18 protein-coding genes are annotated in these 20,959 nt (G+C 69.1%); 13 read left to right on the forward strand and 5 right to left on the reverse strand.

Features of this window, described 5'->3' with window-relative positions; genetic code table 11:
* Positions 1-349 precede the first annotated feature (349 nt).
* From gph to CCO03_RS02700, 8 genes are all read left to right on the forward strand, one after another.
* Entirely contained in the window at positions 350-1,084 is a 735-nt protein-coding gene (gph, locus tag CCO03_RS02665; RefSeq protein ID WP_087276905.1) for a phosphoglycolate phosphatase, read from the forward strand.
* A gap of 229 nt (positions 1,085-1,313) precedes the next feature.
* Positions 1,314-2,840, forward strand: a complete 1,527-nt coding sequence (gene trpE / locus CCO03_RS02670) for an anthranilate synthase component I (protein ID WP_087276909.1) — start codon at positions 1,314-1,316, stop codon at positions 2,838-2,840.
* Positions 2,841-2,944: 104 nt separating this feature from the next.
* Complete coding sequence (locus CCO03_RS02675; RefSeq protein WP_087276912.1) at positions 2,945-3,526, forward strand: anthranilate synthase component II; 582 nt, start codon at positions 2,945-2,947, stop codon at positions 3,524-3,526.
* Between the two features lie 68 nt (positions 3,527-3,594).
* A complete protein-coding gene (locus CCO03_RS02680) occupies positions 3,595-4,278 on the forward strand; it encodes a hypothetical protein (RefSeq protein ID WP_087276915.1) in 684 nt (227 codons plus the stop codon).
* Entirely contained in the window at positions 4,275-5,309 is a 1,035-nt protein-coding gene (gene trpD, locus CCO03_RS02685) for an anthranilate phosphoribosyltransferase (protein ID WP_087276918.1), read from the forward strand. Before CCO03_RS02680 ends, trpD begins: the two co-directional genes overlap by 4 nt.
* 315 nt (positions 5,310-5,624) lie before the next feature.
* A complete protein-coding gene (locus CCO03_RS02690) occupies positions 5,625-6,437 on the forward strand; it encodes a ferritin-like domain-containing protein (RefSeq protein WP_087276921.1) in 813 nt (270 codons plus the stop codon).
* Between the two features lie 155 nt (positions 6,438-6,592).
* On the forward strand, positions 6,593-7,783 hold the full coding sequence (locus tag CCO03_RS02695; RefSeq protein WP_236904005.1) for a cation:proton antiporter: 1,191 nt from the start codon (positions 6,593-6,595) through the stop codon (positions 7,781-7,783).
* Positions 7,776-8,900 (forward strand): YbdK family carboxylate-amine ligase, encoded by a 1,125-nt coding sequence (locus CCO03_RS02700; RefSeq protein WP_087276927.1) that lies wholly within the window; start codon positions 7,776-7,778, stop codon positions 8,898-8,900. The genes CCO03_RS02695 and CCO03_RS02700 overlap by 8 nt, the downstream gene beginning before the upstream one ends.
* A 402-nt stretch (positions 8,901-9,302) precedes the next feature.
* On the opposite strand, the gene CCO03_RS02705 is transcribed toward CCO03_RS02700, so the two are convergent.
* Complete coding sequence (locus CCO03_RS02705) at positions 9,303-9,701, reverse strand: H-NS histone family protein (protein WP_157667459.1); 399 nt, start codon at positions 9,699-9,701, stop codon at positions 9,303-9,305.
* Between the two features lie 403 nt (positions 9,702-10,104).
* On the opposite strand from CCO03_RS02705, the gene CCO03_RS02710 reads away from it, so the two are divergent.
* The 5 genes from CCO03_RS02710 (at position 10,105) to CCO03_RS02730 (ending at position 15,061) form a co-directional block, all read left to right on the forward strand.
* On the forward strand, positions 10,105-10,824 hold the full coding sequence (locus CCO03_RS02710) for a TetR/AcrR family transcriptional regulator (RefSeq protein WP_157667460.1): 720 nt from the start codon (positions 10,105-10,107) through the stop codon (positions 10,822-10,824).
* Between the two features lie 51 nt (positions 10,825-10,875).
* Positions 10,876-11,196 (forward strand): 2Fe-2S iron-sulfur cluster-binding protein, encoded by a 321-nt coding sequence (locus CCO03_RS02715; RefSeq protein ID WP_087276933.1) that lies wholly within the window; start codon positions 10,876-10,878, stop codon positions 11,194-11,196.
* A gap of 93 nt (positions 11,197-11,289) precedes the next feature.
* The gene (locus CCO03_RS02720) at positions 11,290-12,549 is read left to right on the forward strand and encodes a cytochrome P450 (RefSeq protein WP_087276936.1); all 1,260 of its coding nucleotides are present in this window, start codon (positions 11,290-11,292) and stop codon (positions 12,547-12,549) included.
* Positions 12,550-12,628: 79 nt separating this feature from the next.
* Positions 12,629-13,891, forward strand: coding sequence for an NAD(P)/FAD-dependent oxidoreductase (locus CCO03_RS02725; protein WP_087276939.1), 1,263 nt, complete (start codon positions 12,629-12,631; stop codon positions 13,889-13,891).
* A gap of 180 nt (positions 13,892-14,071) precedes the next feature.
* Positions 14,072-15,061: an NAD(P)H-dependent flavin oxidoreductase gene (locus CCO03_RS02730; RefSeq protein WP_087276942.1), complete on the forward strand. Its 990-nt coding sequence runs from the start codon at positions 14,072-14,074 to the stop codon at positions 15,059-15,061.
* 312 nt (positions 15,062-15,373) lie between these two features.
* Here the strand turns inward: CCO03_RS02730 and CCO03_RS02735 are convergent, their stop codons facing one another.
* The 4 genes from CCO03_RS02735 to CCO03_RS02750 all read right to left on the reverse strand — a co-directional run bounded on the left by CCO03_RS02735 (position 15,374) and on the right by CCO03_RS02750 (position 20,912).
* Positions 15,374-16,198, reverse strand: a complete 825-nt coding sequence (locus tag CCO03_RS02735) for a hotdog domain-containing protein (RefSeq protein ID WP_087276945.1) — start codon at positions 16,196-16,198, stop codon at positions 15,374-15,376.
* Positions 16,199-16,712: 514 nt separating this feature from the next.
* Positions 16,713-17,453, reverse strand: coding sequence for a DUF1294 domain-containing protein (locus CCO03_RS02740; RefSeq protein ID WP_087276948.1), 741 nt, complete (start codon positions 17,451-17,453; stop codon positions 16,713-16,715).
* A gap of 811 nt (positions 17,454-18,264) precedes the next feature.
* Positions 18,265-19,002 carry a hypothetical protein gene (locus CCO03_RS02745; protein ID WP_087276951.1) on the reverse strand — a complete coding sequence of 246 codons (738 nt, stop codon included), beginning with the start codon at positions 19,000-19,002 and terminating at the stop codon, positions 18,265-18,267.
* Positions 19,003-19,835: 833 nt separating this feature from the next.
* Positions 19,836-20,912: an AraC family transcriptional regulator gene (locus CCO03_RS02750; RefSeq protein ID WP_087284031.1), complete on the reverse strand. Its 1,077-nt coding sequence runs from the start codon at positions 20,910-20,912 to the stop codon at positions 19,836-19,838.
* Between the last annotated feature and the right edge of the window lie 47 nt (positions 20,913-20,959).

Here is a 20,959-nt window from a genome sequence, read left to right on the forward strand (position 1 = left end):
CGGTGGCCGGCGCGCGGGCCTTGCGGCACAAGGCTTTGCGGCGGGGCGGACGCCGGCCGCCGGCCGCGTGACGATTCGCCCAGGTGACACGGCCGGCTATGCCTATCGCAACCGGATGTGGCCTGCAGCGCGCGACGCGCGCCCACTTCTGCCCAGGCGACCGCAGCGCGCTGGCCGGGGCATGGATGGGCAGTCTGGCCGATTCGGCACCGGCTTTCCCTTGCCCGTGTGGTGGTGCTGGCAGTGCCGCGCCTTGGCGGTGCGAGTCAGGTGGTGGCCGACGTTTCGCGCCGTCGGGACATCTGGCCTCGGTTAGGCTTGGCGGCTTTGTGAATCGTTGGACGTCGTCATGAGCACTGCCGCGTTGTGGGTGGAAGGTATCCGTGCCTGCCTGTTAGATCTGGATGGCACCCTGGTCGATACCCTGGGTGATTTCGAGCTGGCCCTGACCGGCATGCTGCGCGAGCTGGGGCGTGAGCCGCTGACGCGGGCGCAGATCGAGCCGGTGGTGGGCAAGGGCACGGAGCACCTGGTCCGCACGGTGCTGCAGCGCACCGGGGCGTCGGCTGCGCCCCCGGACGACACCGAACTGGCCCGGGCCCTGGCCAGCTATCACGCGCACTACGCCCGCATCAACGGCCAGGCGAGCACGGTGTATGCCAGCGTGCCCGAAGGGCTGGCAGGGCTTCAGGCCTTGAACCTGCCCCTGGTCTGCGTGACCAACAAGCCGCAGGCCGCGGCGGATGCCTTGCTGCGCCACCTGGGGCTGCGGGACGCGGTGGTGCAGGTGTATGGCGGCGACAGCTTCGCACGTCGCAAGCCCGATCCCTTGCCGCTTCTCAAGGCCAGCGAGGCCCTGGGCCTGCCGCCGGCCCAGGTGCTCATGGTGGGCGATTCCAGCAACGACGCGCGCGCCGCGCGCGCCGCCGGCTGCCCCGTGGTGCTGATGAGCTACGGCTACAACCACGGCGACGACGTGCGCGAGGCCGGCGCAGATGCCGTCTTCGACCGTCTGGACGCGGTGGCGCAGGCCCTCGCGGCCGCAGGACAGCCGGGCGCGAGGGCAGCGGGCGAGACTTGTTAAACTGCGCGCCTATGTTCATTCACGCTGTTGTCAGCACAGGTTGCACCGACCGGGGAGCTTGGCCCTGGCGCAAGCCTGCACGTCTTTTTGCCTGACCGCAGCTGGGTGCATGCCCCAGCGTGCACCCGCAGGTGGCCTGAACCGCGTCATGCGCTCAGGGCATCATTGAAGAACCGAATCACGGGCACCCAAACCTCTCTCCGGGTGCCACAAGCTGGGGAAATCTGTCGTGATCACCGAACTCGAATACCAAAGCCTGGTCAGCCAGGGCTACAACCGCATCCCGCTCATGGCCGAGGCCTTTGCGGACCTGGAAACCCCGCTGTCGCTCTACGTCAAGCTGGCGCACAAGGCCGGCGACCGCCGCAACAGCTTCCTGCTTGAATCCGTCGTGGGGGGCGAGCGCTTTGGCCGCTACAGCTTCATCGGCCTGCCGGCCCGCACCGCGCTGCGGGCCACGGGCTTCGGCGCCGCCGCCAAGACCGAGGTCGTGACCGATGGCCAGGTGGTGGAAAGCCATGCCGGCAATCCGCTGGAGGTCATCGCCGCCTACCAGAAGCGTTTCAAGGTGGCGCTGAGCGCCGGCCTGCCGCGCTTTTGCGGCGGCCTGGCGGGCTACTTCGGCTACGACACCGTGCGTCACATCGAGCGCAAGCTCGAAGCCAGCTGCCCGCCGGACACCCTGGGCTGCCCGGACATCCTGCTGGTGCAGTGCGAAGAGCTGGCCGTCATCGACAACCTCTCGGGCAAGCTGTACCTGATCGTCTACGTGGACCCGACCACGCCCGAGGCCTACCAGCGCGGCAAGCGCCGCCTGCGCGAGCTGCGGGCGCAACTGGCCCAGCCGGTGTCGCTGCCCCCGGTGCAGGCCACCGGCAGCCACCCCGTCACGCGCGAGTTCCACAAAGACGACTACCTGAAGGCGGTGGCACGCGCCAAGGAGCTGATCGCCGCGGGTGACTTCATGCAGGTGCAGGTCGGCCAGCGCCTGCAAAAGCGCTACACCGAATCGCCGCTGTCGCTGTACCGCGCGCTGCGCTCGCTCAACCCCTCGCCCTACATGTACTTCTACGAGTTCGGCGAGTTCCAGGTCGTCGGGTCCAGCCCCGAGATCCTGGTGCGCCAGGAGCAGGTGAGCGCCGAGCAGACTGACCCAGACGGCACGGTCGGCACCAAGGTGACGATCCGGCCGCTGGCCGGCACGCGCCCGCGCGGCGCCACGCCCGAGGCCGACCGGGCCGCTGAGCAGGAGCTGGTGGCCGATCCGAAGGAGCGCGCCGAGCACGTCATGCTGATCGACCTGGCGCGCAACGACATCGGGCGCATCGCGCAGATCGGCAGCGTCAAGGTCACCGAGGCGTTTGCCGTGGAGCGCTACAGCCACGTCATGCACATCGTCTCGAACGTGGAGGGCATGCTCAACCCCGGCATGACCAACATGGACGTGCTCAAGGCCACCTTTCCGGCCGGCACGCTGACCGGCGCCCCCAAGGTGCACGCCATGGAGCTGATCGACGAGCTGGAGCCCACCAAGCGCGGGCTGTATGGCGGCGCCTGCGGCTACATCAGCTACGCCGGGGACATGGATGTGGCGATCGCGATCCGCACCGGCATCGTGAAGGACCAGACCCTGTACGTGCAGGCCGCAGCCGGCGTGGTGGCCGACTCGGTGCCCGAGATGGAGTGGCGCGAAACGGAAGTCAAGGCCCGCGCCTTGATCCGCGCCAGTGAACTGGTGGAAGAGGGCTTCGAATGAAGGCGTGGCCCGCGGGCGCCGGCGGCGCCGGGAACGTGGCCCGAGTTCACTGATGATTGCAGCCAGTATGGCTGAGCTTCCGTTTATAGATTGAGAGGTCTGACATGAAACTCCTCATGATCGACAATTACGATTCGTTCACCTTCAACCTGGTGCAGTACTTTGGCGAGCTGGAGGCCGAGGTGCTCACGCTGCGCAACGACGAGGTCACGCTCGACGAGCTGGACGCGCGCTTTCAGGCCGGCGGGTTTGATCGCCTGTGCATTTCGCCCGGCCCCTGCTCGCCCAAAGAGGCCGGCGTGTCCGTGGCCGCGATCCGGCACTTTGCCGGCAAGCTGCCCATCCTGGGCGTGTGCCTGGGCCACCAGGCCATCGGGGCCGCGCTGGGCGGCGACATCGTCCGGGCGCAGACGCAGATGCATGGCAAGACCAGCCTCATCACCACCGACGAGCAGGGCGTGTTCGCCGGCCTGCCCCGGCAGTTCACCGTCAACCGCTACCACTCGCTGGTGATCGACCGCAAGACCTTGCCGCACGAGCTCATCGTCACCGCGACCAGCGAGGACGGCGAGATCCAGGGTGTGCGCCACAAGACGCTGGCCATCGAGGGCGTGCAGTTCCACCCGGAGAGCATCCTGACCGAGCATGGCCACGCGATGCTCAAGAATTTTCTCGATCAGGCATGAGTGGCGCAGAGGCCCTGACCCCAAGCGCCCTTGAACCGGGTGCCGCCGGCGCACCCGCGGCAAACGCCATGCCATCTGCCGTGCAAACCTTGCCCAACGGCATGCAGGTCATGCGCTCGGCGCAACTGATGATGGCCGATGCGGCGTTGTCGGATGTGGGGCCGGTGCAGCAGCGGCGTTTTTATGGCGTGATGGCTGCGGTGGCGGTGGTGCTGCTGATCGCTGCGCAACCTGGCGCGGCTTACAACAACGGGGGCACGTCCACCTGGACCCCGACGTTTTGGGGCATTTGGTTTTCGGTGCTGGTGGTTGCCACCCTGGTCATGACCCGGTGGCAAAAGGCCCTGCACGATGCCTATGTGGAGGGGGGCATGGCGGTGCGCGATGCCGAAGCGCGCGTGCGCGCGTGGGGCGCCCGGCACCCCGAGTGGTCGCTGCAGTTGTACGACACCAAGTGGTCGCTGCGCGTGGTGGCCACGCAAGCCCCCATGCCCACCCATGACCCGCGTGTGGCGCAACTGGCGCGAGGCATTCGGGCCGCGCCGTTTTGGGCGGACCAGTGCCGCCGCAATGGCGTTTATGTGGCGGTGGTGCGACTGGCCGACGTGGATGCGCCGCACGCGCCACCGGTGAAACGCCTGGCGCCCGTGGGCAACGCCCCCACCCATCCGGCCTTGCTGGCCGAACTCCAACAACACGATGCCGCACTGGGCCTGGCCCCGGTGGCCCATCCCACTGAAAGCACGACATGACCATCACCGCACACGAAGCGCTGCAGCGCACCATCGAACACCGAGAGATCTTCCACGACGAGATGCTGTCGTTGATGCGCCAGATCATGCAGGGCGAGCTGTCGCCCGCGATGGCCGCCGCCATCATCACGGGCTTGCGCGTCAAGAAGGAAACCATCGGCGAGATTTCGGCTGCGGCCGAGGTGATGCGCGACTTCTCATTGCGCGTGGACGTGGCCGACCGCCGCCACCTCGTCGACATCGTGGGCACTGGCGGCGACGGGGCCAGCACCTTCAACATCTCGACCTGTGCCACCTTCGTCATCGCCGCGGCGGGGGGCAAGGTCAGCAAGCACGGCGGGCGCGGGGTGTCCAGCAAGTCCGGCAGCGCCGATGCGATGGAGGCGCTGGGCGTGAACATCAACCTGACGCCGGACCAGATCGCCCGCAGCATTGCCGAGGTCGGCATCGGCTTCATGTTCGCCCCCAACCACCACCCCGCCATGAAGAACGTGGCCCCGCTGCGCAAGGAGCTGGGCGTGCGCACCATCTTCAACATCCTGGGGCCGCTGACCAACCCGGCCGGCGCGCCCAACATCCTGATGGGGGTGTTCCACGAAGACCTGGTGGGCATCCAGGTCCGGGCGCTGCAGCGCCTGGGTGCCGAGCACGCCCTGGTGGTCTATGGCCGCGATGGCCTGGACGAGATCAGCCTGGGCGCGTCGACGCTGGTGGGCGAGCTCAAGGATGGCCAGGTGCGCGAGTACGAGATCCACCCCGAGGACTTCGGCATCGCCATGGTCGGCACGCGCGCCTTCCGCGTGAACGATCCCGAGCAATCGCGGCGCATCGTGCAGGCCGTGCTGACGGGCGAGGAGCAGGGCGCGGCGCGCGACATCGTCTGCCTGAACGCGGGGGCGGCGCTGTATGCCGCCAACGTGGTGGGCTCGATCGCCGAAGGCCTGGCCCGCGCCTATGCGGCGCTGGACAGCGGGGCCGCCAAGGCCAAGCTCGACGAGTTCGCCGCCTACACCCAGGCGCAGGCGGCCTGAAGCCGGCGGCGGCGCGGCCCCCCGGCATCCCGTGCCTGAAAGGCGGCATTTCCGCTGCGCAGTACTCTGGCTGGTGCGTGCGCGACTGGAAAGATTTGTTTGGGGTATCTGCTGGTTGCCGTTTCCTGATCAACGGCAATGGCACCATACTCGTGGATGGTGAGTGCTCGTCGGGCAACGGCCAGTGAGGCGCCAACCTGCACGCGGCCGTGTTGGGGCGGGACAGGGCCGGGCCCATCCCCTGGGCGTTACACAAGGAGATGCCTGGACCGGGGCAATCGCGTATCGTGGGGCCTCCTAGGCTGAGGAGCATCCATGCGCGATGGGCATTGGACAATCGACGATCTGCACCTGGAGGCCATCGACCACGCCGCCATCCGCGATGACGACACCCTGTTCTACCTGGCCTGCTCGGCCTCGTTCATCGAAAGCGGCTCGGACCTGTACACGCGCAACCTGGTGCAGTACTACGACGGCGACGCGGACGTCACGCGCTGGCTGGACGAGCAGTGGGAGCCCGAAGAACTGCAGCATGGCCGTGCGTTGCGCGCCTATGTGAACCACGTCTGGCCCGAGTTCGACTGGGACGCCGCGTACGCGAGCTTTTTGCGGGAGTACGCGGGCTACTGCAAGGTCGAGCTGCTGGCCGCCACGCGGGGGCTGGAGATGTCGGCCCGCTGCGTGGTGGAGATGGGCACCGCGACCTACTACTGGGCACTGGCCAAAGAGGCCAGAGAGCCAGTGTTCGTGGACCTGGCCCACCGCATCGCGAACGACGAGGTGAGCCACTACAAGCACTTCTACCGCTACTTTCGCGCCTACCGCGAACGGGAGCGGCTGAGCCGCTGGCGCGTGTTCGGCACGCTGGCTCGCCGCACCTGGGAGCTGCGCAGCGAGGACGCGGATTGCGCGGTGCGGCACATCGCGCGCTGGCGCAACCCGGCGCAGGCCGAGGACAAGGCGTACCTGAACGCGGTGAGCAGCCGGCTGCGCCGCGTGGTCAGCCGCCACATGAACGCCGGGACCACCTTGAAGATGCTGTTGCGCCCGCTGGATTTGCCGCCGCGTGTCGAGGCGCTGGTGCGCGCCCCGATCGAGGTGTTCATGAACCGCGTCTTCCTGCGTTGAGACGACGCCAACATGGGACTGCGGGGCGTGGGTGCATGGAATCCGGCTGACACCGCGTGTCACCGACTTGTGTTCAAGTGAGTCCAACCGCAACACGAAAGGATTCACTCAGCATGACGCCGTGGTGGACTGACTGGCTTCAGCCTTCAACCGGATTGCCGACCCTGGAATGGGCCCTGCTGCTGGCCGTGGTGGCGCTGGCGGGGCATGCGGTGTATCGCGGCCTGGGTCTGCCGCGCATGGTGGGCTACACGCTGGTCGGGGGGCTGGCGGGTTGGCTGGGGTTCTCGGGCGCGACCTGGCCCATGCACGGCGTCGGCCTGTTCCTGCTGCAGCTTGGCATGACCGTGGTGCTGTTCGAGGCCGGCACGCGGCTGCCGATCCGCTGGTTCCTGCACAACCCCATGGTGCTGGTGCAAAGCCTGCTCGAAGCGGTGCTCACCTTTGCCCTGACCTTTCTGTTGCTGCGCTGGTGGGGCGAGCCGGCTTCGGTCGCGCGCATGGTGGCCATGGTGGCGCTGGCGGCCTCGCCGGCCACCCTGCTGCGGCTGGTGCACGAGCTGCGCGCCGCCGGCCCGGTGACCGACCGCGCGCTGGTGCTGGCCAGCTTGAACAACCTGTACGCCCTGGTGCTGGGCGGGGCCATGGCGGCGCAATCGGCGCCCGACCTGGCCGGCTGGGCGGCGGTGTGGCCGCCCCTGCGCCTGCTGGGGACCTCCTTGCTGCTGGCGGTGGTGCTGGCGGCGGTCATTCACCTGGCGTGGCGCACCATGCGCCATGGCAGCGAGAGTGCTGCTGTGTTCATCGTTGCCATCCTGGCGGCCAGCGTGACGGTGGCCGACCAGCTGCATGGCTCGGCGCCGTTGGTGGCCTTGATGGCCGGCGCCATGCTGCGCTATGCGCCCGTGCGGCCCATGGTTTGGCAGCGGCACTTCGAGGGCGTCTCGGGGCTGTTGGTGATGCTGATGTTCGTGCTGGTGGCGACCACGGCCGCCCAGATGGCTTGGAGCGTGCCCATCCTGCTGATCGTGTTCAGCCTGGTGCTGGTGCGGGTGCTGTGCAAGGTGCTGGGCGTCGTCGCGGGCAGCTGGCGCAGCGGCATGGGGCCGGTCAAGTGCGTCTGGCTGGGTCTGGCCTTGATGCCGATGTCCGCCACGGCGCTGCTGCTCACGACCCAGTTCGCCAGCCAGCACCCGCAAGCGGCACGCATGAGCGCCATTGCGCTGCCCTTGATCCTGGTGTGCGAAGTGCTGGGGGCGGTGTGCGCGGCCTTTGCCCTGCGCGCCGCGCGTGAAACCGTGCAGGTGGCCAACACCCCGGCGATGGAGGGCCGCCACGATGCTTGAAACCTTCCACAACTCCAAACCGCTGACGCTGGGCGTCGAGCTCGAGCTGCAGCTCGTCAACACGCACAACTTCGACCTGGCGCCCTATGCCGAAGACATGCTGCAGCTGGTGCAGCGCGAGGCGCTGCCCGGCAGTGTGGTGCCCGAGATGACGAGCAGCATGATCGAGGTGGCCACGGGCGTGTGCACCGACGCGCAGGACGCGCTGACGCAGCTCGCCACCATCCGCGACGCCCTGGTGCGCGCGGCCGACAAGCTCAACATCACCGTGGTGGGGGGCGGCACGCACCCATTCCAGATGTGGCACCAGCAGCGCATCTACGACAAGCCCCGGTTTCGCGAGCTGACGGCCTTGTACGGCTACCTGACCAAGCAGTTCACCATCTTCGGCCAGCACGTGCACATCGGCTGCCCCGATGCCGACGCGGCGCTGCTGATGCTGCACCGGCTGTCGCGCTACATCCCGCACTGCATCGCCTTGTCCGCGTCGAGTCCGTATGTGCAAGGTCAGGACACGGCCTTCGATTCGGCCCGCTTGAACTCCGTCTTTGCGTTCCCGCTGTCGGGCCGTGCGCCGTTCGTGCTGACCTGGGACGACTTCGAGGCCTACTTCAACAAGATGACGGCCACCGGCGTGGTCAAGGGCATGAAGGACTTCTACTGGGACATCCGGCCCAAGCCCGAGTTCGGCACGGTCGAGATCCGGGTCTTCGACACGCCGCTGACCGTCGAACGCGCGGCCGCGCTGGCCGGTTTCGTGCAGGGGCTGGGCGCCTGGTTTCTGGACACCCAGCCCTTCATGCCGCAGGAAGACGACTACCTCGTCTACACCTTCAACCGCTTCCAGGCGTGCCGCTTCGGGCTGGAGGCGATGTACGTCGACCCCCAGACCAGCGAGCACATGCCGCTGCGCGAGCACCTGCTGGCAACCTTGCGCACCATCGCCCCCTACATGGTCCGCGCGCAGGCCGAGGCCTTCCACGAGCAGCTGCGCCAGAGCGCCAACGCGGGCCAGAACGACGCGCGCTGGCTGCGCGAGACGCAGGCCGAGTGCGCGCTGCTGTCCGAGGTGGTGCGGCGTGCGGCCGGGCGCTTCCGCCGCCCTGTGGGGGGCTGAAGGCTGGCGGCCCGCACGGCGCGTGGGCTGGGTGCCGCCCGACACGTTCATGCCGGCAGGCTGAGGTCAACGCGATCTGATGCCTTCAACAGGACGATGGAGAAGGTAGGCTGCTGTGCCCGTTGTCTTTAAAACGGGAAGAGGCTCATACTGCCTTTTATTTGCATGACCCGTGACGATCGGCCTTCGCGGTGAGTCACTGCCGCGTGACGGCCCGGGGCTCATGGGCCATGCGTGCGGCAGCGGCTGGCGGTCGCGTGAGGTCCTGTCGCGTGGGCCAAGCCGTGCAGGCGCGGTGATGAAGGCCGCGAGTCACGCTGACCACGGGCCAGCGATCACCTTGCTGTGCCGGAGCAGCGCACAGCCGGCATGGCCGCGATCAACCAGAGCGCCCAGGTGCCGTCAGTCGTCGCCAGTCGGTGTGTCGGTCACGGATTCCGAGAGCAAGCCGGCGTTTTCCATGGCCGCCAGGATGCCTTCTTTCTGGATCAGGAACTGCCGCGGGTCCTTGCCCTGCATCCAGCGCGGGGGCTTGCCGCGGCCGCTCCAGCTCTGGCCCGTGTCGGGGTCGTAGTACTTGGCGGGCAGCTTGTGCTTGAGTTCGAGCGGCTTGCGCGGGAACACCTCGAACGGCAGGAAGCCGAACTGCTCGATCAGCGACTGGATCTGCTGCAGCGCGGCCTGACGTTCATCGCGCTCCACCTGCTTGATGGCGGCATCCATCTCCTCACGCAGGGACTCCAGCTGCGCCAGGCTCATGCCGTCGTAGGACGAGGGAAATGCAGGGACGTTGGTGTTCATGCTGCGCTCGAGGGGAGGAACCGGCGAATTTTAGCGGCAGCCCTCTGAGGAGCCGGACTGAGGCTCGGGCGACGGGTGCCGACCGCTGTGGCAGGACCGACGGTCGCCAGCCCGATGGAGCCTCTGCCATGTGGCATGCGGAACGAGGCCGGCTTGAACCGGCGATCGGGCAACCCGCAGGTACTGGGGGCCGGTTGGGGCTGCAGGGCCGCTCGTGGCCTCGATCTGCCCCGTGCGTCTGGGCGCGTCGGTCCCTGCATTCGGGCGGCCCCGCCAACCAGCCCGACGCGTGCTCCGCGTCTCGGTGTTTTCCCTTGAAGCCCGGCACATTCGGGTTGGCCCGCGTTGACGGCGGGGTGCGGGGCTTCCTAATATGAACATGAATTCATATTCATGTTTTGCCGTGACCGATGTCCTGACGCCTGGGCTGCCTTCGCCCGATTCCACTGCCGGTGACGCCGCGCGCGTGTTGCCGTCCAAGCAGCTGCGGTCCGAGCAGGCGCGCGAACGCCTGCTGCAGACGGGCACGCGGCTGCTGGCCGCGGGCGGGTTCGATGCCGTGTCCATTGCCCAGATCGCGGCCGAGTCGGGCTGCTCGGTGGGCGCGTTCTACCAGCGCTTCAAGAACAAAGAGGCCTATTTCGAATTCCTGCTCGACCGCGTGATCGACACCGTGCGGGCCGAGGCCGAGCAGGCGCTCACGCCCGAACGCATCCGCGGGCTGAGCCTGGCGCAGACCATCCGCCTGTGTGTGGAGCACCACATCGGCGTGATCCACACGCACGCCGGACTGATCCGTGCGGCGCTGAGCTACAGCATGCACGGCAGCGACGACTGGCAGCCCATCGGCGCCATCGGGGCCTGGCTCAACACGCACTACATCGGCCTGATCCTGCAAAAGACCCGCCACCGCGACAAGGCGGTCGCGGCGCGGCAGCTGCGCATCGGCCTGCAGATCATCGCGGGCCACCTGGTCAATGCGGCCACGCACGAGAACGCCTTCATGCCGCTGAACCACCCCGATCTGCCGCATTGGCTCAGCCACGTGGTGGCCAGCTGCCTGGCCGCCAAGCCGCCGGCCGCCGCCCCAGCGCCGGCCGCCGCGCCGGCGCCCAGGCGCTGAAGCCGCCCCGCCGGTCCCGATTTCCCCACCCACGAAAGTCAGCACAACACCATGCCCACCATCCACTTCACCAGCTTCACCGGCCAGACCCAGAGCATCGATGCGCCAGAGAACGACGTGCTCATGCAGGCCGCCGTGCGCAACGGCGTGACCGGCATCGACGCCGATTGCGGCGGCCAATGCGCCTGCGCGACCTGCCACGTCTACATCGATTCGCCGTGGCTGGAGCAGCTGCCGGCCATGGAGGCGCACGAGGACCAGATGCTGGAGCTGGCGAACGAGCGCCGCGCCAATTCACGGCTGTCCTGCCAGATCAAGCTGACGGCAGCGCTTGACGGCATGCAGGTGCACACGCCCGAAGGCCAGCACTGACGGAGTTTTGCTGCACTGGGGTATGGCAGTGCAGGCGTTCAAACATGAACGGCAGTTTGACCATACTCGGTAACAACATTTCAGGAGACAGCGATGACCATCAACCAAGCCGTACAGGCCGCGGCGCGCGAGCGGGCGTATGCCATGCCCCTGGCCGACGTGGACCCGTGCAACGTGGACTACTTCGAAGACGACACCGTGGGCCACTACTTCGAGCGCCTGCGCCGCGAAGACCCCGTGCACATGGCTGTTCACCCGCTGCATGGGCCGTACTGGTCCATCACGCGCTACCAGGACATCATGAGCGTGGACACCAACCACCAGGTGTTCTCGTCGGACTGGTCGCTGGGCGGCATCACCATCACGGACGAGAAGATGGAGGAAGCCCGGCTGCAGATGTTCATCGCCATGGACCCGCCCAAGCACGACGTGCAGCGCAAGGCGGTCACGGGCATCGTGGCCCCCAGCAACCTGGCCAACATGGAGGCGCTGATCCGCGAGCGCACGATCAAGGTGCTGGAGAGCCTGCCGCGCGGCGAGGCCTTTGACTGGGTGGACAAGGTGTCCATCGAGCTGACCACGCTGATGCTGGCCACGCTGTTCGACTTTCCGCTGGAAGACCGGCGCCTGCTGACGCACTGGTCCAACGTGGCCACGTCCAGCAAGCTGGTCGACCCCGACGCCCCCACGCCGGAAGAGCGCCTGGCCGAGCTGCACAAGATGCTGGCTTACTTCACCCGGCTGTGGAACGAGCGCGTGAACGCCGAGCCCGGCCACGACCTGGTGTCGATGCTGGCGCACAACCCGGCCACGCGCAACATGGGGCCGGCCGAGTACATGGGCAACCTGGTGCTGCTCATCGTGGGCGGCAACGACACCACGCGCAACTCCATGACAGGCGGCCTGCTCGCCATGAGCCAGAACCCCGGCGAGTGGCAAAAATTCCGCGACAAGCCCGAACTGATCCCCAACATGGTGTCGGAGATCATCCGCTGGCAGACGCCGCTGGCCCACATGCGCCGCACCGCCACGCAGGACACGGAGCTGAACGGCAAGACCATCAAGAAGGGCGACAAGGTGGTCATGTGGTACCTGTCGGGCAACCGCGACGACTCGGCCATCGCCAACCCCGAGCAGTTCCTGATCGACCGCCCGCAGGCGCGTCAGCACCTCTCGTTCGGTTTCGGCATCCACCGCTGTGTGGGCAACCGCCTGGCCGAGATGCAGCTGCGCATCCTCTGGGAGGAGATCCACAAGCGCTTCCCCGTCATCGAGGTGCTGGCGCCGCCCAAGCGCGTGCGCTCCACCTTTGTGCGCGGCTACTCCGAGATGCAGGTGCGCATTCCGGTGTGATGGGGTATGAGCCTGTTTCCGATTCAAAGTAATCGGATATGGGCTCATACTGTCAAGGATTGAGGAAATAAGGCAAACCATGCAGGACCAGGACACATTGCTGGTGGTGGGCGCGGGCCATGCCGGTGCCGAGCTGGCGCTGGCCGCGCGTCAGGCGGGCTGGGCCGGCCCCATCCGCCTGTTGGGCGACGAGGCCGAGCTGCCCTACCACCGGCCGCCGCTGTCCAAGGCTTACCTGCATGGCGAGGCCAGCCGCGAATCGCTGCTGCTGCGCGCCCAGGCCGCCTACGAGGCGGCCCGCGTGCAGTTCGAACCCGGCGCCCGCGTGCAGGCGCTGGACACGGCGCGCCGCTGCGTGACCCTGGCCGACGGCCGCGAACTGGCCTACGCCGAACTCGCGCTGTGCACGGGGGGGCGGCCGCGCCGCCTCGTCGTGCCGGGGCTGGCGGCAGACGATGCGCCGCCCAACCTGCACCACCTGCGCACCCTGGCCGATGCCGACGGCATGCGCGCGCAGCTGCGGGCTGGCGTGCGCCTGGTCATCGTGGGCGGCGGCTATGTGGGGTTGGAGCTGGCGGCTTCGGCCAGCAAGCTGGGCGCCCAGGTCACGGTGCTCGAGGCCATGCCGCACGTGCTGGCCCGCGTGACCAGCGAGCGCGTGGCGCACTTTTACGAGGCCGTGCACCGCGAAGCCGGTGTGGCCGTGCTGACCGGCTTTGGCGTGGCGCGGGTTGAACGCGCGCCGGATGGCGGCGACGTCCGCACGGCCGCCATCACCGCCATCGTGGGCGCCGATGGCCGCGCGGTGCCGGCCGACGTGGTGGTCGTGGGCATCGGCATGCTGCCCAACGTGGAGCTGGCGCAGGCCGCCGGCCTGGCGGTGGATGGTGGCATCGTGGTCGACGAAGCGGGGCGCAGCTCTGCGCCGCACGTCTGGGCGGCCGGCGACTGCACGGCCCAGCACAGCGCGCTGTATGGCCGAACGCTGCGGCTGGAGTCGGTGCCCAACGCGCTGGAGCAGGCGCGCACCGTGGCGGCTGCCCTGGCCGGCAAACCCATGCCGGCGCGCGCGGCGCCGTGGTTCTGGTCGGACCAGTTCGACCTCAAGCTGCAGATGGTGGGCCTGTCGCAGGGGCACGATGCCTGCGTGATCCGTGGCGACCTGGCCCGCCGCCAGTTCATCGCTTTCTACCTGCGGGCCGGCGTGCTCATCGCCGCCGACGCCGTCAACCGGCCCGGTGACTTCGTGCTGGCCAAGCGGCTGGTTGCCCAGGCCGCGCGCGTCGATGCCGCGCAGCTGGTGGACGAAAGCGTGGCGCTCAAGTCGCTGGCCCTGGCGTGACGGGGCGCGGCCTGGGGGCTGTCCCCCGCGCAGGTGCCCGTCCCGATCCGCTGTGCAGTCCGTCATGCGGGCGCTGACACGCGCATGACTGGTTCGCCCTCGACTTGCTCCCCACAATGCACCTCCAGGCGCGCTGCGCCTTGTTGTCAGCCCCCCATTCCTCACGTGTCAGGAGACTTCATGCGCACGCGCATCACCGAACTGTTTGGCGTTGAATACCCCATCATCCAAGGCGGCATGCACTTCGTCGGCTTGGCCGAGCTGACGGCCGCCGTGGCCAATGCCGGCGGCCTGGGCTTTTTGACGGCGCTGACGCAGCCTTCGCCCGAGGCGCTGGCGGCCGAGATCCGCCGCTGCCGCGAAATGACCGACAAGCCCTTTGGCGTGAACGTCACCTTCCTGCCTTCGGTCAAGCCGCCCGACTACCCCGGCTACATCCAGGCCATCATCGACGGCGGCATCAAGGCCGTGGAGACCGCAGGCAACAACCCGCAGAAGTGGATGCCCTTGTTCAAGGAAAACGGCATCAAGGTCATCCACAAGTGCACCTCGGTGCGCCATGCGCTCAAGGCCGAGGCCATCGGCTGCGACGCCATCAGCGTCGACGGCTTTGAGTGCGGCGGCCACCCGGGCGAGGACGACGTGCCCAACTTCATCCTGCTGCCGCGCGCGGCCGAAGAGCTGAAGATCCCGTTCGTGGCTTCGGGCGGCATGGCCGACGCCCGGTCGCTCGTCGCCGCCATGGCGCTGGGCGCCGAGGGCATGAACATGGGCACGCGCTTCCTGGCGACGAAGGAAGCCCCCGTGCACGAGAACGTCAAGCAAGCCATCCTGAAGGCGAGCGAGCTGGACACCCGCCTGGTGATGCGTCCGCTGCGCAACACCGAGCGCGTGCTGAACAACCCCGGCGTGGAGCGCCTGCTGGCCAAGGAAAAAGAGCTGGGCGCCAACATCAGCTTTGCCGACATTGCGCCGGAAGTGGCCGGCATGTACCCGCGCGTGATGAAAGACGGCGACGTGGATGCAGGCGCCTGGTCCTGCGGCATGGTGGCCGGCCTGATCCACGACATCCCCAGCTGCCAGGAGCTGATCGAGCGCATCGTGCGCGAGAGCGAACAGCTCATCCATGCACGCCTGGCCGGCATGGTGAATCGCCCGGTGATGGCCTGAGGCCAGGGCGGACGCGTTCCGTCAGGTCCCGCGGCGGGTTGGCCGCCGCGGACCCGCGCCAGGACGGGTCTTGCCAGTCAGCCTGAGGCGCAGCATTTGAGCCGCGCCGTGGCGGCATTTCATTTGGATGGGTGGTATCGGGTTGCAGCCGTTCGTTTGAAAACGGCGTTCGCCTGATACTGCCCATATTTTTCATGCGGCATGCCTGCCTGCCATGCAGGGCCGATGGCCTGGCCCATGTGCCGTGGCGGGCTGTGAGTTGCCGGTCTGCAACCGCCGAGACCGCCGCAGCCGCACAGCCGCCTGGGCGGCTCAGCCCTTGCGCGCGCCCATGCCTTTCCAGATGCCGCTGAAGTCGGCCAGCGGCTGGCCGGCGACGCTGAACTGGCCGTCGACGAACACCAGGTCGCCCTGCACGTGGCGGGTCTGCGTCTCCAGGTCGACCCAGGCGCCGGCCGGCGCGCTGGCAAAGCGCCGCATCTGCAGGTTCACCGTGACGCACAGCTGGCCGCTGCTGGTGTTGGCCGTGCGGCTGCCCAGCGAGTCGGCCACGTACAGCGTCATGCCATCGTCGAGTTCAGCCGCGTCGGGCCGGCAGCGTCTGGCCGTCACCTCGAACTGCGTGCGCATGCGGCCCGCGGCGCGCTCGTGTTGGTAGATGGGGCCGATCGCCTCGCCCAGCAGGTTGCTGGGTTTGCGCAAGGCCACGTCGGGCGAGGGGTAGGCCTGTGGCGTGGCCGGCCACGCCAGCACCGCGCTCTGGCGCGGCACGATGGCGAAGGTCAAGGTGGCCGTGCACAGGGTGTCGCCATCGGCCAGCACCTGGGCGTTGAGGAACATCAGGGTGCGCGTGGCCCGCGCCATCTGAGCCTGGGCGATGACGTGCGAGCCGGGCTGCGCCGAGCGCACAAAGCCGAAGTCTGCGCACACCAGCTGAACGGTCTGGTCCGGGCCACGGCTGGGCAGCTCGGCCTTGGCCTTGCCTTCGGCGGCGGCGGTCAGCACGATCATCATCATGGCGCCGTGCATGCGGCCCGAGACGTTCAGGTGCTGCGGGGCCAGCGTGAGCTGGATCTGGCCGGGCGCGCTCTCGTGCAAAGGGCCCACGTGGTGGTTGAAACCGGCGGTGTCGAGCATGGTGCGGGAGGAAGGGGTGAAACGGCCCGCACTCTAAGCCGCCGGCGCCGCGGCGTCACGGCAGTGGGCGACAGGCGGGGCGTTCGCGGTGCGCGATGGGGTACGGCTGCACCGGTATGCGTCCCTTGGGCGGTGCTTGGCCCCTACTTCGCTGCCCGTTGCAGCGGCCCCCTGGGCGCAGGCCAGCCAAGTCTGGCCACGCTTGTCGCATCTTTTGATGCAATGCAGTATGGTGAAGCGGCCGATTCATTGTCATCGGCCATTGCGCCATACTGGATAAATCTTTGCGGCTGATGATCCACAGCCAGACAGCCTCCGCAGGCGCCACGCCGCGGCCTGGATGCCACGCGCCGCCAGCGCAACGAAGCGCGCCACCAGCGCGCGCTGGCCTGACCTGCCGAGCGCGATTGCCACATCGGCTGGCTGGATGCGGGCGCAGCGTCGCAGCCCGCCGCGCTTGCGGCAGGGCTTGGCGAAACGGCCTTTGTGGGGTCAGGGCGCCGCAGCGGGTGGATCAGAGCAGGTTCAGCGCTGCCCGGCCCCAGGGGCTGACGGCGACCAGGAACCCGGCGACGTTCAGCACCACCGTGACCCAGAACAGGGTCCGGAACTCGGCCTTGCTCGATTTGTGGCGCAGGCGCTGCTGCGCCACGATGGCCCCGGGCCAGCCGCCTGCCAGGCCCAGCCACAGCAGGTGTTTTTCGGCCACGCGCCAGGCGCCGGTCTGGGCCGCGCGCTTGTCGGCGGCGTACACCCCGTAGGCCACGGCGCTCATTCCCAGGTAGAAGCCCGCCACCCAGAGGGGCACGGCCCAGAGCAGGCTGCTCGCCAGGTAGACGACCGCGAAGCCGATCAGCACGGCGCGGTGGGTGTGCCAAAGAGACGCCTGCGCCCGGCCGGCGCCCGCCGCCGGACCCGCACCCGCCGGACGAGCGGCCGCGCGGGCCGGGTCTGCGCCCGCGCTGCGCGGCGTGCCCGAGCGTGGCGGCCTGGACGACCCGGCGCGGGTTCGGGGGGCCGTGGTCGACCCGTTGGCCGCCCCCGGCAACAGCTCGGCACAGCTGGCGCGCGGCTTGCGGTCGCGCGACAGCGTGCGCGTGTAGCGCAGGCGGTCCCCCACCTGAGGGCGTGGGCTGCCGGGTGGCAGGGCGCCGATGTGCAGGAACACGTCCTCGCCACCGCGGTCGGGCCGGACAAAGCCAAAGCCGCGCGCATCGTTCCAGGATCGAACGGTGCCGGTTTCCGCGGCGCTCATGGCGTGGCCGGACGATGGGCTGGCCGCACGGCGGCCGGTTGGCGGTGGCGCCAGAGCGGCGCGGGCGAAACCAGGTGGGTCATGAACAAGCGGGCAGGGCGTGATCGCAAAGCGGGCATGCTACCCGCAGCCGCAGCCGCAGCCGCAGCCGCAGCCGCAGCCGCAGCCCGCAGGCTGCAGGCTGCAGTCGCATCTCACAAGCTGCCAGCCTCGGCATGCACACATGCGTCCATGAACAGCCGGTCGCCCGCAGGGGCATGCGGCGCGCCGGGTTTCACGCGTGGCCAGCCTTCGATGCGCGTGTCGCGCACCGTGAGGGACCTGCCCTGCGAGGGGATGGGGGTGGCCAGCCCTCACCCTCGCAAGCCCCGGCACCGAGGTCCTGGTTGCCGTGTTGCGCGGCGTAGAACACCGGCACGCCCCGGGTGGGAGTCCAGTCCAGCAGCTGGCGGATGTGGGCGATCACGGCCAGATGGGGCTGAACGCATCGCCGAAGGCCGAGCCCTTGAGTCCTTGCCCAGGCCCAATGAGTGCCCCGCAGGATCTCGTCCTCGGCGAGGCTCGGCTGCGGCGCCCAAGCCTTGAACCGTGCAGGAACGAGGGCGCCGAGCACGCTCGTGCACGATCGCCATGTGCAGCCCCAAAAAAGCCACGGCGGAACTCGACCCCCAGCGAGTGGGATGCCTCGGGCCGCGGCGGATCCCCACGGCGGGCCAGGTTGATCGGGGGCGGCTGGGTGCCACGCTTCCGGTGCGAGGAACCGTGCGCGGGGCGTTGCCACTCGGCCGCAAGGCAGCCCGGGCTGCTCGCGTCAATCGAGGCCGGCTGGCGGCGCGGGTGCGGCCACCGGTGCGGTGGCCTGGGCTTCGCCCGGAAAGCGCACGCGCACCTCGTGCACGGGGCCACGCCCGCTGGTGGTCAGCCAGGTGCGCACGTACTCGGCCACGGTGCGGCGGGCGGCCTCGGTGGCCAGCTCGCGGTAGTGAGGTGACTGGGCCCGCTCGGCCAGCTGCGGACTCAGCGAGCGTTGCAGCGCCGCGAGGCTCTCGGCCTGGTTGAAGCGCGCCCAGCCGTTGCGGCCCCAGGTCTGCATCTGGGTGGTGTCCATGGCCACGGGCAGGCTGGGCGCAAAGGCGGGGGCGTCGACGGTGACCACGCCGCCCTCCAGCTGCACGGGCCATTGGCGTGCCAGCGGCAGCTGGTAGCGGTAGACGGCCGGCACGGTGACCTCGGTCACGGTTTCGCCCAGGTGGATGCCCCAGAACGATTGGGTGTCGCGGCGCGAAAAGCGTTCGGTGGCGCGGATGCTGGCCACCTCGAGCAAACCGCCCGAGGTGCGCAACACGAGCGGCACCTCGGGCGTGCTGACCTGCGTGGCCACCTGTTCGGTGCGTGCCGGCATGTGCTGCACGGCCCACCAGGCGCCGCCGACCAGCCCGGCCAGCGTGCCCGCCAGCGCCAGCCCGGCGGCCAGCGCCCACGGCCACGCCGACCGGCGCGGCGGGACCGGGGCGGGCGAGGCGGCAGCAGGCGAGGGGGTGACGGACATGCCTAGAGCAGAACGCGGTGGATGGCGGGGCTGGTGGGCGCCGTGGGCCCGGGCAGTGGCGGCAGCGGCTCAGGCTGGGGGCACGGCGCACTGCATGATGGCATGGCCAGCGCGCTGGGGCGCCGCGGCGGTCCGACGGCCTTGCCGGACCGTGGTCATGCGGATAAGGGGTAAATCTGTGGTGAGGATGAAGTCAGTATGGGCCAATTTGCGATGACATGCCATCGACAAGTGGATGATACTGCGTCAAACCGCGTTGCAGCACACGGCCTGAATTCCCGACGGCGCGAACCAGGCCGCCATGCGTGCCGTCGTGCGGCCGCCGCTGTTCAAAGCCGAAGCGACGCTGTCCGCTGGCCGACAGGTTCAGCGCCAGCAGCGCTGGCCTCGATGGTGCCGCTGCCGCAGCAGTCAGCTTGCGTCTCAACCCGGGGTTGCACAAGAGCCAACCGCGCCAAGACCGCACGCCCGTGCGTGACAGTGGCGGTGCGGCCCGCCTCGCGCCGCCGCGGTCCGGGCGATGGCGACACCGCATTCGGATTGGTGTGCGTCGGACCCACGCGATGCGATGGGGCGCGAGTCCGTCGTGAGCCAGATCGGCGGCCATCGGGTGCGCCATCAGCCCCCGGTTGGCGGCGGCCACCTGGGCCATCGTGTCCGACCTCGGCATCACGGAAATCAAGACGTGGGCGACAGGCCATCGCATCCAGTCAGGGGCGTCACTCACGTCGGCGCGAAGCGGGTGCCCAGCCGGGCGGGGGTGACGCGGACAAACGCATGCCTTGGGGCCGCCGTGACCCGCGAGCTAGGCCTTTGCACAACCCCGCCCTGCCTCAGGCACCGGTTGGGGCGCCGCCCAGGGCCTGGGTGCGCCACGCCGAGGGCGACAGCCCGGTCCATTGCGCAAAGGCGCGCGAAAACGCCTTGGCGTTGACGAAGCCGACGGCGGCCGCCACCTCGGCCACCGGCGTGGTGCCCCGCAGCAGCAGCTGCGCGCGCTCGCAGCGCACGCGGTCCTTCAGCGCCTGCAGCGACTGGCCATCGGCCTGCAGGTGCCGGTGCAGGCTGCGGGGCGACACGTGCAGCTGGCGCGCCAGGCTCTGGGCCGTGTGGGCCTGGTCGGCTTGGCTGCGCAGCAGGTGCAGCAAGCGGTCGACCAGCAGGCGGTCGCGCCGGTAGGGCACGACCATCAGCGGCAGGGCGCGGCGCAGCATGCGCTGCAGCGCGGCCTCGTCGCGCACCTGCGGCAGCTTCAGGTAGGCGGCGTCGAACACCAGCGCGGTGTGCGGGGCGCCGAATTCGGCCGGACCGGGGAACATGGCGCCATAGGCCGCCGCGTGGGCCGGCGCGGCGTGCGCAAAGCGGGCCGCGCGCAGCGGCAGGCGTGAATCGATCCACCAGCAGGCCAGGCCGTGCAGGTTGCGCAGCACCGACACGCGCGCGAACTCGGCATCGATGGTCAGCGGGCGGCGCTCGATCAGGCGGATTTCGGCCAGCGCGCCCTGGGTGACCAGCTGCAGCGTGATCGCCTGCGTCAACAGGCCGTGGTGCCGGCACCAGCGCGCCAGTGCCAGCCCCAGCGTGGCGGCGCCGTTCGAGGCGCGCGCCAGCATGCCGTAGCTGCCCCAGGGCAGGGGGCGCTCGAACCAGCCCAGGGCTTCGTCGTCCAGGGCGCGCATGGCGGCGTCGCACAGCTGTTCAAACTGCAGGGCCGACAGCCCGGTGCCCTGGGCCAGCTGGTCTGGCGCGATGTGTGCCGCTGCCAGCACCGGTGCCGCCAGCATGCCACGCGCGTCCAGCGCCGCGACCACGGCCCGCGCAAAGGCCATGGGCGTGCCCTGTGACCAGCGCCGGCCCGCGCCAGCCCCCGACAGGGCGGCGACAGGTGGGCGTGAACGGGCTGCGGGCATGTTGGCCATTATTGCAACCCGCGCGGCAGCATTGGCGCCTGCGGTGG

This window comes from Comamonas serinivorans (genome assembly GCF_002158865.1).
Lineage (GTDB): Bacteria > Pseudomonadota > Gammaproteobacteria > Burkholderiales > Burkholderiaceae_C > Comamonas_E > Comamonas_E serinivorans.

Coding starts and splice junctions, on each gene's coding strand:
- gph (WP_087276905.1), top strand. CDS start 350: ATGAGCACTGCCGCGTTGTGGGTGGAAGGTATCCGTGCCTGCCTGTTA.
- CCO03_RS02675 (WP_087276912.1), top strand. CDS start 2,945: ATGAAACTCCTCATGATCGACAATTACGATTCGTTCACCTTCAACCTG.
- CCO03_RS02680 (WP_087276915.1), top strand. CDS start 3,595: ATGCCATCTGCCGTGCAAACCTTGCCCAACGGCATGCAGGTCATGCGC.
- trpD (WP_087276918.1), top strand. CDS start 4,275: ATGACCATCACCGCACACGAAGCGCTGCAGCGCACCATCGAACACCGA.
- CCO03_RS02690 (WP_087276921.1), top strand. CDS start 5,625: ATGCGCGATGGGCATTGGACAATCGACGATCTGCACCTGGAGGCCATC.
- CCO03_RS02700 (WP_087276927.1), top strand. CDS start 7,776: ATGCTTGAAACCTTCCACAACTCCAAACCGCTGACGCTGGGCGTCGAG.
- CCO03_RS02705 (WP_157667459.1), bottom strand. CDS start 9,701: ATGAACACCAACGTCCCTGCATTTCCCTCGTCCTACGACGGCATGAGC.
- CCO03_RS02715 (WP_087276933.1), top strand. CDS start 10,876: ATGCCCACCATCCACTTCACCAGCTTCACCGGCCAGACCCAGAGCATC.
- CCO03_RS02720 (WP_087276936.1), top strand. CDS start 11,290: ATGACCATCAACCAAGCCGTACAGGCCGCGGCGCGCGAGCGGGCGTAT.
- CCO03_RS02725 (WP_087276939.1), top strand. CDS start 12,629: ATGCAGGACCAGGACACATTGCTGGTGGTGGGCGCGGGCCATGCCGGT.
- CCO03_RS02730 (WP_087276942.1), top strand. CDS start 14,072: ATGCGCACGCGCATCACCGAACTGTTTGGCGTTGAATACCCCATCATC.
- CCO03_RS02735 (WP_087276945.1), bottom strand. CDS start 16,198: ATGCTCGACACCGCCGGTTTCAACCACCACGTGGGCCCTTTGCACGAG.
- CCO03_RS02740 (WP_087276948.1), bottom strand. CDS start 17,453: ATGAGCGCCGCGGAAACCGGCACCGTTCGATCCTGGAACGATGCGCGC.
- CCO03_RS02745 (WP_087276951.1), bottom strand. CDS start 19,002: ATGTCCGTCACCCCCTCGCCTGCTGCCGCCTCGCCCGCCCCGGTCCCG.
- CCO03_RS02750 (WP_087284031.1), bottom strand. CDS start 20,912: ATGCCCGCAGCCCGTTCACGCCCACCTGTCGCCGCCCTGTCGGGGGCT.